The sequence below is a fragment of the Hymenobacter ruricola genome, from assembly GCF_015694525.1.
GTDB lineage: Bacteria > Bacteroidota > Bacteroidia > Cytophagales > Hymenobacteraceae > Hymenobacter > Hymenobacter ruricola.
On sequence record NZ_JADQDM010000002.1, the window covers coordinates 406,180 to 419,013 of the forward strand.

Sequence of the window (12,834 nt, forward strand, 5' to 3'; positions counted from 1 at the left end):
CAACGCCTAATGAACCAAGCACCAAGCACCAAGCACCAAGCACCAAGAATAGGCTTTTCCGTGGGCGACCTCGCCGGCATCGGCCCCGAAGTCATCTACAAAACGCTGCTCGATGAGCGCCTGCTAAAAATCTGCACGCCCGTTATTTACGGCACGGCCACCGCCCTTTTCGACGATTTCCCTACGCCCGCCGAAACGGAACACCTCACCTTTCGCCAGCTGCGCGAAGCCGCCGACATTGCCCCGGGCCGCCTCAACGCCGTGACTTGCTGGGAAGAGGATTTTGCCCTTGCGCCCGGCCAGCCCTCCGCCGCCACCGGGGCCGCCGCCCGCGAAAGCCTCCTGGCCGCCAGCCGCGACCTCAAAGCCGGCAAGCTCGACGCCCTCGTCACCGCGCCCATCAGCAAAGACAACACCCAGGCCGACAACTTCCGCTACCCCGGCCACACCGAGTTTCTGACCAGCTTTTTCGGCGCGCCCGAGAGCCTGATGTTTCTCGTGGACGAGGACGCTGGCCTGCGCATTGCCACCGTCACCGGCCACGTGCCGCTGAAGGACGTGCCGGCCAAGCTCACCGTCGAGCTTCTCAAGACTAAAATCAACCTGCTGCTCAAGTCGCTGAAGCAGGACTTTGGCATTCTGAAGCCCCGCATAGCCGTGCTCGGCCTCAACCCCCACGCCGGCGAAAACGGATTGCTGGGCAAGGAAGAGGGCGACTTGGTGGCGCCCGTCATCCAACAATTTATCCAGGACGGCCACCTCGTCATGGGCCCTTTCCCGGCCGATGGCTACTTCGGCACCCAACAGTTCCGGCAGTTCGATGCCACGCTGGCCTTGTACCACGACCAGGGCCTGATTCCCTTCAAACTCATGGCTTTTGAGCGGGGCGTGAACTTCACGGCCGGCCTGCCGGTGGTGCGCACTTCGCCCGACCACGGCACCGCTTATGGGCTGGCCGGGCAGTACAAGGCCGATGAATCGTCGTTCCGGGCGGCGGTGTACCTGGCTTGCGACATCTGGAAACAGCGCTGGGAGGCGGCCCAACCCCGCTCCGCGCGGTAGCGTAGGGAAAGGTTGCGGCAGAGAAAGTTGGCCGCGTTTTTTGGCAAAAAGGCGGATTTTCACTACTTTTGCCCCCTGCTATCCAGCCGACCGTGAAAAAAGACAGCAAATACGACCTCAATCTTGCCAAGCTGGCGCTGAAAACGCACCACTTTGAGTTCGAGTTGGGTCCCGACTTTTTCGCTTTGTTTGAAGAGCCGCTCGTAGAGCAGGGCCACCTGCACGCCGACGTAGAGCTCATCAAAACCGAGCGCCTGCTGACCCTGAATTTTCACATCACCGGCGACGTGCACCTGACCTGCGACCGCAGCCTCGACGAGTTCAACCAGCCGCTGGACATTGAGGAGCAGTTGCTGGTGCGCTTCGGCGACGAAAACAAGGAGCTGGACGACAACGTGCTGCAAATCACGCCCGACACTCAGAGCCTGCCACTGGCCCAGCATCTCTACGACTACATCGGCCTGGCCCTGCCCATGAAGAAGCTGCACCCGCGCTTCCAGAATGAGGAGGACGAGAACCCCGACGCCGAAACCAAGCTCATCTTCACGACCCGCGACGAAAACGAGGGCCCCGACGACGACGAGCCCGCCGACCCCCGCTGGGCCGCGCTCAAAAACCTGAACTGAATCCGTCAGCGCCCCGAGTCGCTCCCAAACTCCAACTCATAATTCAAAACTCATAATTCATACTTGACTCATGGCTCATCCTAAGCGCCGCACCTCTTCCGCCGTTCGCGACAAGCGTCGCACGCACTACAAGCTGACCCCTAAGGCCGTGACGTTGTGCCCCAACACGGGCGAGTTGCACCTGCGCCACAAGGCCTACGTGGTCGACGGCGACCTGTACCACAACGGCCAGCTGGCCATCAAAAACTACACGAAAACGACCGCAGCCCCGGCTGCCGACGCCACCGGCGACGACGAATAAGCGCGTTTGGTTGTTACTTCGCGGCCTCCACGGTCCGGCTTCGCTCTTTTTATAAGCCAGCGGGGCCGGACTTTTGGTAACTACTCTTTCCGCTGACCCCACCAAACACCTCGTTCATGAAAATAGCCCTCGACGCAATGGGCGGCGATTTTGCCCCCCAAGCCGCCGTGGCGGGTGCCCTGCAAGCAGCCGAACAGCTCGCCGGCCGGGCCACCATTGTCCTAATTGGTCAGGAAGACGCCGTGCGGCCCCTGCTGCAGGCCGCCGGCCCCGCGGGCGCCGCCCTGGAGTTCGTGCCCGCAACGCAGATTATTGACATGGGCGAGCACCCCGCCCGCGCCTTCCAGCAAAAGCAGGATTCCAGCATTGCGGTGGGCTACAAAATGCTGCTGGCGGGCGAAGTCGACGCCTTTTGCTCGGCGGGGAACACCGGCGCCATGCTCGTGGGCGCCATGCTCACGGTGAAAGCGGTGCCCGGCGTTATTCGCCCGGCCATTGCCAACTTCGTTCCCAAGCTGCGCCAGACTTTCGGCATCCTGCTCGACGTGGGCGCCAACGCCGAATGCAAGCCCGAAATGCTGGAGCAGTTCGGCGAGCTCGGCTCCTTATATGCACAGTACGTGTTGGGCATCGAGAACCCCAAAGTGGGCCTGGTGAACCTGGGCGAGGAAGAAGGCAAAGGCACACCCCTGACCCAGGCCGCGCACCAGCTCATGAAGGTGAACCCGCACATGCATTTTGTGGGCAATCTGGAAGGGCGCGACATGTTCAACGACAAGGCCGACGTGATTGTGTGCGACGGTTTCACGGGCAACATCCTGCTGAAAATGGCCGAATCCATCTACGAAGTGATGGAGGAAAAGCAACTGCACGACCCGTTTTTCGACAAGTTCAACTACGAGGCGGTGGGCGGCTCGCCCATCCTGGGCATCAACGACAACGCCATCATTGGGCACGGCCGCAGCACCCCGCGGGCCATTGGCAACATGCTGGTGCAGGGCTTCAACATGGCCGAGTCGGGCATTGTTGACCAAATAAAGGCTACTTTTAAAACCTGAACCTGCCCCGCGGCGGTAAAAAACCTCCGGCTCCGGCCGGATTTTTTTTAACCGCTTGCTGGCTCAGTCACCGGGCCTTGGCCGCTGGGCCGTTGCTCATTTTCGGCCCGATTTCCCTTTTCTCGCTTGCCCCGCCTACTTTTGCCCGTATGAAGATTACTGCTGCCATCACCGGCGTGGGTGCCTACGTGCCCGATTATGTGCTCACCAATGCCGAGCTGGAAAAGCTGGTCGACACCACCGACGAATGGATTATGTCGCGCACCGGCATCCGGGAGCGCCGCATTCTGAAGGGCGACAACCAGGGCACCTCCGTGATGGGCATCAAGGCCGTGCGGAACCTGCTCGACAAAACCGGCACCAACCCCGACGACATCGAGCTGCTGATTTGCGCCACCACCACGCCCGACATGCTGTTTCCGGCCACGGCCAACATCATTTCGAATAAGGTCGGCATCACCAAAGCCTTCAGCTACGACATGAACGCGGCCTGCTCCACGTTCTTGTTTGCGCTGGCCACGGGCGCGCAGTTCATTCAGGCCGGCACTTATAAGAAGGTGATTGTGGTGGGTGCCGATAAAATGTCGGCCATCGTGGACTACACCGACCGCGCCAACTGCATCCTGTTCGGCGATGGCTCGGCCGCCGTGCTGCTCGAACCCAGCACCGACGGCTTCGGCATCCTCGACCAGGTGCTGCGCACCGACGGCAGCGGCGAGGCCTACCTGCACCAGAAAGCTGGCGGCAGCCGCCGCCCGCCCACGCACGAAACCATCGACAACAAGGAGCACTACATCTACCAGGAAGGCGCCACGGTGTTCAAGTTTGCCGTGAAAAGCATGGCCGACGTGGCCGCCCAGGTGATGGAGCGCAACCACCTCAGCAAAGATGATGTGGCTTGGCTGGTGCCCCACCAGGCCAACAAGCGCATCATCGACGCCACCGCCAACCGCATGGGCGTGGGCCCGGAGAAGGTGATGCTCAACATCGACCGCTACGGCAACACCACCAACGGCACCATCCCGCTGTGCCTCGCCGACTACGAAAGCCAGTTGCGCCGCGGCGACAACCTGGTGCTCGCGGCCTTCGGCGGCGGCTTCACCTGGGGCTCCATCTACATCAAATGGGCTTACGACGGCGACAAAGTAGCCGCCCGCAAGTAAGTGAAAGCCGTTAGCTTTGTAGCTGCTAACGGCTTTTCGCATTTAAATGAATCCCGCCGCTGAAAGCTTCCGGCTTTCAACTCAAGCACAAACAGAATTCCCAACATAAAAGCTACTGGCTCCCGGCTATAGCTAAAAGCTCCAAAACCATGGCATCAACCGCCGACTTCCGCAACGGGCTCGTTCTCAACTACAACAACGAGCTGCACGTCATCACCGAGTTTCAGCACGTGAAGCCCGGCAAAGGCCCCGCCTTTGTGCGCACCAAGATGCGCAACATCAAAACCGGCCGCACCATTGACAACACCTTCAACGCCGGCGTGAAAGTGGAAACGGCCCGCGTGGAGCAGCGCCCGCACCAGTTCCTGTTCAAGGACGACTACGGCTACACCTTCATGAACAAGGACGACTTCGAGCAGGTGGTGCTGCCCGAGGAAATGGTGCCCTTCGCCGACCTGATGAAGGAAGGCCAGGACGTGACTATCCTCATGCACGCCGAAACCGAGCAGCCCCTCACCGCCGAACTGCCCACTACGGTGGACCTCATGGTGACCTATACCGAGCCCGGCCTGCGCGGCGACACCGCCACCAACACGCTGAAGCCTGCTACCGTGGAAACCGGCGCCCGCATTCAAGTGCCCCTGTTCATCGACGTGGACACTAAAATCCGCATCAAAACCAGCGACTACAGCTACGTTGAGCGCGTGAAGTAGGACTCCAGCTTTTGTTACATAGCTAGTAGCACCCACCCAACCGCCCATTGAATATGTCAAACTCGCCCAAAAAGGACGCCTCCATGAAAGCCAAAGAACTGCAAGAGCTGCTTGATTTTATCGCCAAGTCGGGCCTGAACAAGGTGAACATTGAGACCGAAGAATTCAAGATTTCGGTGCAGCGCGAGCCCAACACCAAGCACGTGATGAGCGCCGCCCCAGCCGCCGTGCACACCCCCGCGCCGGCCCCGGCCGCAGCTCCCGTAGCGGCAGCAGCTCCGGCGGCCGCCCCCGCCGCTGCCCCGGCCGAAACTGCCGGTGGCAACTACAAGCCGCTCAAGGCTCCCATGATTGGCACTTTCTACCGCAGCAGCGGCCCCGACGCGGCGCCGTTTGTGCAAGTGGGCGACATGGTGGAAAAAGGCCAGGTTATCTGCATCATCGAGGCCATGAAGCTGTTCAACGAGATTGAGGCGGAGGAAAGCGGCCGCATCGTGAAGGCGCTGGTGGAAAATGCCACGCCGGTAGAATACGACCAGCCACTGTTTTTGATTGAATAATTACTTTACTAGAGCTTAGACCTGAGAGCTTAGAGCTTAGACCTGATGACGGCACTGTTCCGTTTAACTGTCTAAACTCTAAGCTCTCAGTTCTAAGCTCTTTACTTTTCCCACCCAATGTTCAAGAAAATACTCATCGCCAACCGGGGCGAAATTGCCCTGCGCATTATCCGCACCTGCAAGGAAATGGGCATCAAAACGGTGGCCGTGTACTCAACTGCCGACCGGGAAAGCCTGCACGTGAAGTTTGCCGATGAGGCCGTGTGCATCGGGCCGCCCGCCTCCCGCGACAGCTACCTGAGCATGCCCAACCTGATTGCGGCCTGCGAAATCACCAACGCCGACGCCATTCACCCCGGCTATGGCTTCCTCTCGGAAAACGCGGAATTCTCGCGCATCTGCGCCGAAAACGGCATCAAGTTCATCGGGGCCTCGCCTGAGATGATTAACCAGATGGGCGACAAGGCCACGGCCAAAGCCACGATGATTAAGGCCGGCGTGCCGGTGGTGCCGGGCTCCGATGGCCTGCTGGAATCGGTGGAGCAGGGCAAGAAAATCGCCAACAAGATTAAGTACCCGGTCATCATCAAGGCCACGGCCGGCGGCGGCGGGCGCGGCATGCGCATCATTCACTCCGACGACGAATTCCAGAAGGCCTGGGACGACGCGCGGACGGAATCGAAGGCGGCGTTTGGCAACGACGGCATGTACCTGGAGAAGTACGTGGTGCAGCCCCGCCACATCGAGGTGCAGATTGCCGGCGACCAGTTCGGGCACGTGGCCCACCTGTCGGAGCGCGACTGCAGCATCCAGCGCCGCCACCAGAAGCTGGTGGAAGAGGCGCCTTCCCCGTTTATGACCGATGCGCTGCGCGAGAAAATGGGCAAGGCAGCCATTGCCGGCGCGGCGGCCATCGGCTACGAGGGCGTGGGCACGATTGAGTTTCTGGTGGACGCCAACCGGGATTTCTACTTCATGGAGATGAACACCCGCATCCAAGTGGAGCACCCCGTGACGGAGGAAGTTATCAACTTCGACCTCATTAAGGAGCAGATTAAAATTGCGGCGGGCATCCCGATTTCGGGCAAAAACTACTTCCCGAAAATGCACGCCATGGAGTGCCGCATCAACGCCGAAGACCCGCGCAACGGCTTCCGGCCGGCGCCGGGCCGCATCACCACGCTGCACATCCCCGGCGGCCACGGCGTGCGGGTCGACACGCACGTGTACGCCGGCTACCAGATTCCGCCAAACTACGATTCGATGATTGCCAAACTCATCACCGTGGCCCAGACCCGGGAGGAGTGCATCGTGAAAATGAAGCGCGCCCTGAGCGAGTTCGTGGTAGAAGGCGTGAAAACAACCATCCCCTTCCACCTGGCCTTGATGGACAACGAGCAGTTCCGCGAAGGGAATTTCACGACGGCTTTCCTGGAGCAGTCGTTTGATTTTTCGACTATTTAATTAAATCACCGGTGAATGGCTGGGTGGTAGGGCTATTGGTCCTGGCTGCATATGCCTGGGGGCTGTATAGCAATAGGGAATTAGGAAGTATTCAGTTATTGGTGGCTCCAATCATTTGGGTACTGCTGTTCGCACTGGTTTCGCTCACCCAAACGGCCGTTTTGGGTAACCCCATCGTGAGTGGTTACACTCATAATGATGCTTGGGTGAGCATGAACGACAACCCCCATCCAGAAAGCTGGCAATTGGAATACAAGGGCGAGAACCTGCCTCTATACCTGGCCCTTATTTCGCCCCTGTTGGGGTGGTTGCTGCTGAAGTGCATCACAGAACCAGGACCGTTACGCGTCTGGCAAATGCGTCATTTTAAAGTCCTGGGCGCATTTGTGTGGCTGGGGTTGCTGATGAATTCCTGCGACACGAGCCATCGACAAGAATATTTCAGCAAAGAGCAACTGCCACCCATTGGCACGATTAAGCCCGCAGAGTGAGCTTAAAAACGGAATTCATTCAGTCAACCATTACCCGCCGTTAACGATGTCGAGCCAACAAAAACCATGGGTCGTTTTACCGCTTGCCGCGGTAGCGTTTTTATCAGGCTGCGCCGACGAATGCACCGGCAGCATCGAAACCACGGTGCTGTATGCCAAGCCGGGGCCCGGGGGCGTGGGCCGCGCCACCTACGTGGACGTGGTGAACCAGCCCGGCCTGGGCATCAAAAAGACCTTGCTCTACGAAGGCAAGGAGTTTGGCACGTTTGAGCACGTGCTCATCATCAACGACCGCGAAAGCCGCTTTGCGAAGAACCGCAGCATTTGCTTCACCACCTACCACCAGGAGCCAGCGGCCGCGGACGGTGATTTGAACGAAACCGACATTCCAAAAATCACCATCGAGCAATAGCCGGCGGCTGGCGGCTGGCGGCTACGCCCGCCGATGCAACCCAGCCACGGGGCTGCGACTCTTCCCCGGAGTTGCGGCCCTTTTTCTTTGCTCCATGCCTGTTCGATTGCGCTTTACGGGGTTGCTCCTGCTGGCCAGCTTCCGGCTGCTGGCCCAGGACGGGGCCGCGGTGCGCCCCGTGCGCGACTCGGCCTATGCCGTGCACAACCTGTTTCGGGAGCGGCGCGGCAAAGGGTTTTCGACCACGGGCTACGGCATGGCGGGCCTGACGGGCACCGGGTTTGAAATCGCCCAGGGGCAAACCGGCGCGTCGGTGGTGCTGGGCCTCATCAGCCTGGTGCCCACGGCGCTGGGCGCGCGGCAATACTGGCGGTACAGCGCCAGCCGCGAAAACGCCGTGGTGCGGCTGTACGAGCAGGGCTGGCCCCTGCCGCCGGAGGTGCGCCGCCGGCTGCGCGCCAAGCATTTCAAGGCCCTGCCCTAACGCGGGCCAGCGCCCTCGGGGAAATTCCCCGGGCCTTCGGGGCCCGAAGCCGAACGCTCGGGGAATTTCCCCGAACCCCCGGGGCCCAATGCCGGGGACGCGGGAAATTTCCCCGACCCCTCGGGGCCCGGGGCCGAAGGGTCGGGGGAAGGCCGCGAGCCGGGAAGGAAATGCCCCGAGCCGTCGGCAGATTTCGCCGAATGGTCCGGGCCAAAAGCGGGGCGGGCCGCCGCGGAAATGCGGTGAAAATCAGTTACTATTACAGCATCTTTTTCATCCATCACCCCCTGCTCGTATGCCCGACTACATTCCCGCCGCCCTGCCCAAGTTCACCGATTGGGTGGGCCTGCAAACCCGCAAACGCCCCGACTACGCCGCGGCCCTCGGCCTGAGCCCGGCCGAGGTGACGGCCCGCGCCGCCGCCGACGCCGCCGTGCTGCAAGCCACCACCGACGCGGCCGACGCCCTGGCCACCTCCGCCGCCAAGGTGGCGGCCCGCGACCAGGCCATTCGGGCCTACCAAGCGCAGGCCCGCGCCGACATTGCCCGCGCCAAAACGGCCCCCGGCTACTCCGAGGCCATCGGCAAGGACTGCGAGTGGCTCACCACGACGGAGGCCGTCGACCCGGCCACCCTGCAGCCCAGCCTCGAAATCAGCCCTTCGGCCGAGGGCCTGGTGCTGAAATGGAGCAAAAACGGCCAGGACGGCGTGAACGTGTACCGCCGCCCCGCCGGCACCCAGGACTGGGGACTGGGGCCGCAACCTGGCCTTCGACTCCCGCTCGCCCTACATCGACACCGAAACCGGCCTCAGCGGCCCCTTCGAATACTACGTGCAACTCATGAAGGACGACCGCCCCGTGGGCCAGCCCTCGGACATCGTGACGGGGATGCACGGCGGGTGGTAGAGGAATCAGGAATAAAACTGTAAATTGGCTCCAAATCGTGCAGTTAGAAAAAGAGGTCGTTTCGGGAATCATTCAAGGCGTTTTCACACTTGTCGCAGCCATAATCACTACTGTAGCTGGCATTGCGGCAGCATACTATTTAACTTTTAAGAACGATAGTGAACGCCACCGTTTAGAAAAAGCACAAGCATTTCGAGAACTCTTCAACAATTTCAACGAACGGTTTGACAAACTCAACAAAAGGCTCAATAAAGTAGTGGAAATATCTGCACGCTACGACAAAACATCAGCAGCAGAAGCTTTTAATAGCTTAAGTCGCAAGCAAAAGGCAGCTGTCCAAGACTATCTGAACTTGTGCACTGAGGAATATTACTGGAGTCGCAAGGAAGGTAACATCATCGATTCAATTGTTTGGGAAGCCTGGGAAGCTGGAATAAAAGACTACCTAAATGCAGTTGCTATATGGTATTATTTCAAAGACCAGCGAGAGCATTCCATTTCTTCATACTACGGTTTTTTCAGTGTCAACTGGGTTATTGAAAAACTTAATTCTTAGAGAACCAACCGCCCTCCCGCTGCCCCGTGCGGCGGGGGCGGTTTGCTTCTCAGATTGCCACTGTTCCTGCCGTCGTCTTACTCTTCCCTCTGTGCCCAGGCCATGTCTTGGGTATCTTACCCGACCGATGCAACTGAAAAGCCTTGCATCAGGCTCTTTCAGGCAGAGAAAATCCTTGCTTGTGCCTGTATGAAAAAGCATTTGCTGTTTTGCTTGTTTGCGGGCCTGGCCCTGCCCGGTTTTGGCCAGGGCCGCGACACGGTTTTCGCTGTGCACAAGCTATTCCGCGAGAAACGGGGCAGCGGCGAAAGCTGGACGGCCACCGGACTCACCGCTACTGCGGGCACGGCCAGCGGCAATCCGCTCTACGCCTCACCGAAGCCGAATGGCGGCGACGTGGCAGCGGCGGCCGTGGCGGGCGGGGTGCCCCTGGCCGTGGGCCTGCTACAGATGGGCCGCTACAGTGAGGCCCGCGAAGCGGAAGCACTCAAACTATACGCCGAGGGCTGGGGGTTGCCGCCGGACATCCGCAGCAAGCTGAAACGGCGCCATTTCAAAGTAAAAGCGACCGACGTCCGGCACCAAAGCCGGCCGTAGCGGCTGGTCAGCAGCGGCCGGCCCAGTGTCTCATTGCCTTCCCAAACGCCCCCGACGCACGATGCGTCGGGGGCGTTCAGCTTTTGGGCTACCTTTGTCCCACCTAACTCCCACCCCACCCTAATTCCCAAAATACCCCTCCTTACCTATGGCACGAGTGGAAATGACGATGCCCAAGATGGGCGAAAGCATCATGGAAGGCACCGTCCTGAAATGGCTCAAGCAAGTCGGCGACACGATTGAGCAGGACGAATCCGTATTGGAAGTAGCCACCGACAAGGTGGACACCGAAGTGCCGGCCATTTACGCGGGCGTGTTGCAGGAAATCCTGGTGCAGGAAGGCCAGGTAGTGGCCGTGGGCGCGCCCATCGCCGTGATGGAAACCGATGCGGCCGCAGCCGGTGCCAGTGCTCCTGCGGCGGCCCCCGCCGCGGCCGCGCCGTCCAGCAACGGCCAGAATGGCGTGCGCTCCGATGCCGGCGTGGCCGAAGTGCCCTACCTGCCCGAAGCCAGCGCCCCGCAAGCCGCCCAAACGGCCGCTTTGAACGGCGCCGTGCACCAGCCCGGCCGCTTCCTCTCGCCCTTGGTGCTGAGCATCGCCAGGGAGGAAGGCGTGAGCATGACCGACCTCGAATACCTGCCCGGCACCGGCAAGGAAGGCCGCGTGACCAAAAAAGACATCCTCGACTACGTGGCCAACGGCAAGCCGGCCCTGATGGGCGGCGCGGCGACGGCGGCTGCCCCGGCTGCTCAGGCACCGGCCGCCCAGCCGCAAGCTGCCGCGCCGCAGACCGCACCGGCTACCGAAAGCCAAGCCCCCAAGTCCCCAAGTCCGCAAGTCCCTGCCAACAAGCCCGCGCCCAGCGTGAGCGGCGGCCAGGAACTGATTGAGATGGACCGCATGCGCAAGATGATTGCCCAGCGCATGGTGGACTCGAAGCGCATTTCGCCCCACGTCACCAGCTTCGTGGAAGCCGACGTGACCGACATCGTGAACTGGCGCAACAAGCACAAGGACGCCTACAAGAAGCGCGAAGGCGAAAACCTCACCTTTACGCCCATCTTCGTGCAGGCCGTGGCCCGCGCCATTCAGGATTTCCCGATGATTAACGTCTCCATCGACGGCGACTACATCATCAAGAAGCGCGACATCAACATCGGCGTGGCAGTGGCCCTGCCCAGCGGCAACCTCATTGTGCCCGTCATTCACAATGCTGACCAGCTGAACCTGAACGGCCTGACCAAGAAGGTAAACGACCTGGCCAACCGCGCCCGCATCAACAAGCTGAAGCCCGAGGACCTCGAAGGCGGCACCTACACGCTGAGCAACGTGGGCTCGTTCGGCAACGTGATGGGCACGCCCATCATCATGCAGCCGCAGGTGGCCATCATGGCCGTGGGCGCCATCAAGAAAAAGCCGGCCGTGATTGAAACGCCGCAGGGCGACCTCATTGGCGTGCGCCACTTCATGTTCTTGAGCCACAGCTACGACCACCGCGTGGTGGACGGTTCGCTGGGCGGCATGTTCGTGCGCAAAGTGGCCGATTACCTGGAGCAGTTCGACCCGAATACGACGATTTAGCGTGTTTTTATAGCGCATTGTAGGTACGTCATGCCGAGCGTCAGCGAAGCCGCTTTATCGCAGCAGTAACTCTGATTAGTTGCGCGGTAAAGCGGCTTCGCTGACGCCCGGCATGACGTTCTTTTTCTTTTCTTCTACTTATGAAAAACATCCTGACCATCGCAGCACTCGTGATAGCGCTCGGGCTCATTGGCTACCTTTACCAGCAACTCAGCGCGACCCAAGAAGCTTTGAAGCAGTCGGAACAACGCTTCGCTGATTGCCAGAAGGTGACGTTTCAATTGCAAAACCAACTGGCGCCGCTGCAGAAAAAACAGCCGGGCGGCATCCCGCAGTAATTATAGCCAGTCCTCATTTGCTGACTTAATTCAAACGCAGCCACCATTTTAAAGTCTGCAACTTGTCTTTTTCCATTTCAGTCAACTCCAGTTCGGCAAATGCCACTTTCAGTTCGTTAATGCCATAGTTGTTCCTCAACCAAAAAGGGAATTGCTCAACACTTTTATCCCAACCTTTTAAGACCCGTTGCAGCACTTCCTTCAAGTCTTTTTGTGATTTTGGCTGGACAATTTCTAAAACTCGGCCAGCAAGTTCTTGCTGCGAGAAAGTATCTGCATTACTTCTTCGCTCCAAAATCCGAATTACGCCTTCCACAATTATTTCGGGGTTTGCCTTCTGCAGAACACGGGTTAGCTGCCCGATTCTAAGGCCCTGATGTTGTCCATATTTATTGACAGAATTTAAAATTTCGTTTTCTACATCCTCTGCGGTTCTTGGAAACTTCATGGTAATGGCAACTGCTCATGTGTCATAACAAATGTCGCTAGTTTAATTTCAGCCGTTTCTGAGAAACAAAA

The 12,834-nt window shown here is 59.6% G+C and carries 17 protein-coding genes; 16 read left to right on the forward strand and 1 reads right to left on the reverse strand.

What is annotated here, in order from left to right; all coding sequences use genetic code 11:
* The first annotated feature begins 9 nt into the window (after positions 1-9).
* The 16 genes from pdxA to I2H31_RS05845 all read left to right on the forward strand — a co-directional run bounded on the left by pdxA (position 10) and on the right by I2H31_RS05845 (position 12,315).
* Entirely contained in the window at positions 10-1,062 is a 1,053-nt protein-coding gene (pdxA, locus tag I2H31_RS05770) for a 4-hydroxythreonine-4-phosphate dehydrogenase PdxA (RefSeq protein ID WP_196292050.1), read from the forward strand.
* Between the two features lie 92 nt (positions 1,063-1,154).
* A complete protein-coding gene (locus I2H31_RS05775) occupies positions 1,155-1,688 on the forward strand; it encodes a YceD family protein (protein ID WP_196292051.1) in 534 nt (177 codons plus the stop codon).
* Positions 1,689-1,758: 70 nt separating this feature from the next.
* Positions 1,759-1,989 carry a 50S ribosomal protein L32 gene (gene rpmF / locus I2H31_RS05780; RefSeq protein ID WP_190922265.1) on the forward strand — a complete coding sequence of 77 codons (231 nt, stop codon included), beginning with the start codon at positions 1,759-1,761 and terminating at the stop codon, positions 1,987-1,989.
* 116 nt (positions 1,990-2,105) lie between these two features.
* Entirely contained in the window at positions 2,106-3,047 is a 942-nt protein-coding gene (plsX, locus tag I2H31_RS05785; protein ID WP_196292052.1) for a phosphate acyltransferase PlsX, read from the forward strand.
* A 149-nt stretch (positions 3,048-3,196) separates the two neighbouring features.
* Positions 3,197-4,210: a beta-ketoacyl-ACP synthase III gene (locus tag I2H31_RS05790; RefSeq protein ID WP_196292053.1), complete on the forward strand. Its 1,014-nt coding sequence runs from the start codon at positions 3,197-3,199 to the stop codon at positions 4,208-4,210.
* Between the two features lie 149 nt (positions 4,211-4,359).
* Positions 4,360-4,923 carry an elongation factor P gene (gene efp / locus I2H31_RS05795; protein ID WP_196292054.1) on the forward strand — a complete coding sequence of 188 codons (564 nt, stop codon included), beginning with the start codon at positions 4,360-4,362 and terminating at the stop codon, positions 4,921-4,923.
* Between the two features lie 83 nt (positions 4,924-5,006).
* Positions 5,007-5,483 carry an acetyl-CoA carboxylase biotin carboxyl carrier protein gene (gene accB, locus I2H31_RS05800; protein ID WP_196292500.1) on the forward strand — a complete coding sequence of 159 codons (477 nt, stop codon included), beginning with the start codon at positions 5,007-5,009 and terminating at the stop codon, positions 5,481-5,483.
* Positions 5,484-5,600: 117 nt separating this feature from the next.
* Positions 5,601-6,947, forward strand: coding sequence for an acetyl-CoA carboxylase biotin carboxylase subunit (accC, locus tag I2H31_RS05805; protein WP_196292055.1), 1,347 nt, complete (start codon positions 5,601-5,603; stop codon positions 6,945-6,947).
* Positions 6,948-7,048: 101 nt separating this feature from the next.
* Complete coding sequence (locus I2H31_RS05810; protein ID WP_196292056.1) at positions 7,049-7,438, forward strand: hypothetical protein; 390 nt, start codon at positions 7,049-7,051, stop codon at positions 7,436-7,438.
* A 46-nt stretch (positions 7,439-7,484) separates the two neighbouring features.
* Positions 7,485-7,850 carry a hypothetical protein gene (locus I2H31_RS05815; RefSeq protein ID WP_196292057.1) on the forward strand — a complete coding sequence of 122 codons (366 nt, stop codon included), beginning with the start codon at positions 7,485-7,487 and terminating at the stop codon, positions 7,848-7,850.
* A 94-nt stretch (positions 7,851-7,944) separates the two neighbouring features.
* Positions 7,945-8,334 carry a hypothetical protein gene (locus tag I2H31_RS05820; protein ID WP_196292058.1) on the forward strand — a complete coding sequence of 130 codons (390 nt, stop codon included), beginning with the start codon at positions 7,945-7,947 and terminating at the stop codon, positions 8,332-8,334.
* A 295-nt stretch (positions 8,335-8,629) separates the two neighbouring features.
* Positions 8,630-9,265: a hypothetical protein gene (locus I2H31_RS05825; protein ID WP_196292059.1), complete on the forward strand. Its 636-nt coding sequence runs from the start codon at positions 8,630-8,632 to the stop codon at positions 9,263-9,265.
* A gap of 14 nt (positions 9,266-9,279) precedes the next feature.
* Entirely contained in the window at positions 9,280-9,798 is a 519-nt protein-coding gene (locus I2H31_RS05830) for a hypothetical protein (protein ID WP_196292060.1), read from the forward strand.
* A 189-nt stretch (positions 9,799-9,987) separates the two neighbouring features.
* Positions 9,988-10,395 (forward strand): hypothetical protein, encoded by a 408-nt coding sequence (locus tag I2H31_RS05835; protein WP_196292061.1) that lies wholly within the window; start codon positions 9,988-9,990, stop codon positions 10,393-10,395.
* A gap of 148 nt (positions 10,396-10,543) precedes the next feature.
* Positions 10,544-11,977, forward strand: coding sequence for a dihydrolipoamide acetyltransferase family protein (locus I2H31_RS05840; protein WP_196292062.1), 1,434 nt, complete (start codon positions 10,544-10,546; stop codon positions 11,975-11,977).
* A gap of 140 nt (positions 11,978-12,117) precedes the next feature.
* Positions 12,118-12,315, forward strand: coding sequence for a hypothetical protein (locus tag I2H31_RS05845; RefSeq protein WP_196292063.1), 198 nt, complete (start codon positions 12,118-12,120; stop codon positions 12,313-12,315).
* Between the two features lie 25 nt (positions 12,316-12,340).
* Here the strand turns inward: I2H31_RS05845 and I2H31_RS05850 are convergent, their stop codons facing one another.
* Positions 12,341-12,763, reverse strand: a complete 423-nt coding sequence (locus tag I2H31_RS05850; protein WP_196292064.1) for a hypothetical protein — start codon at positions 12,761-12,763, stop codon at positions 12,341-12,343.
* Positions 12,764-12,834 lie beyond the last annotated feature (71 nt).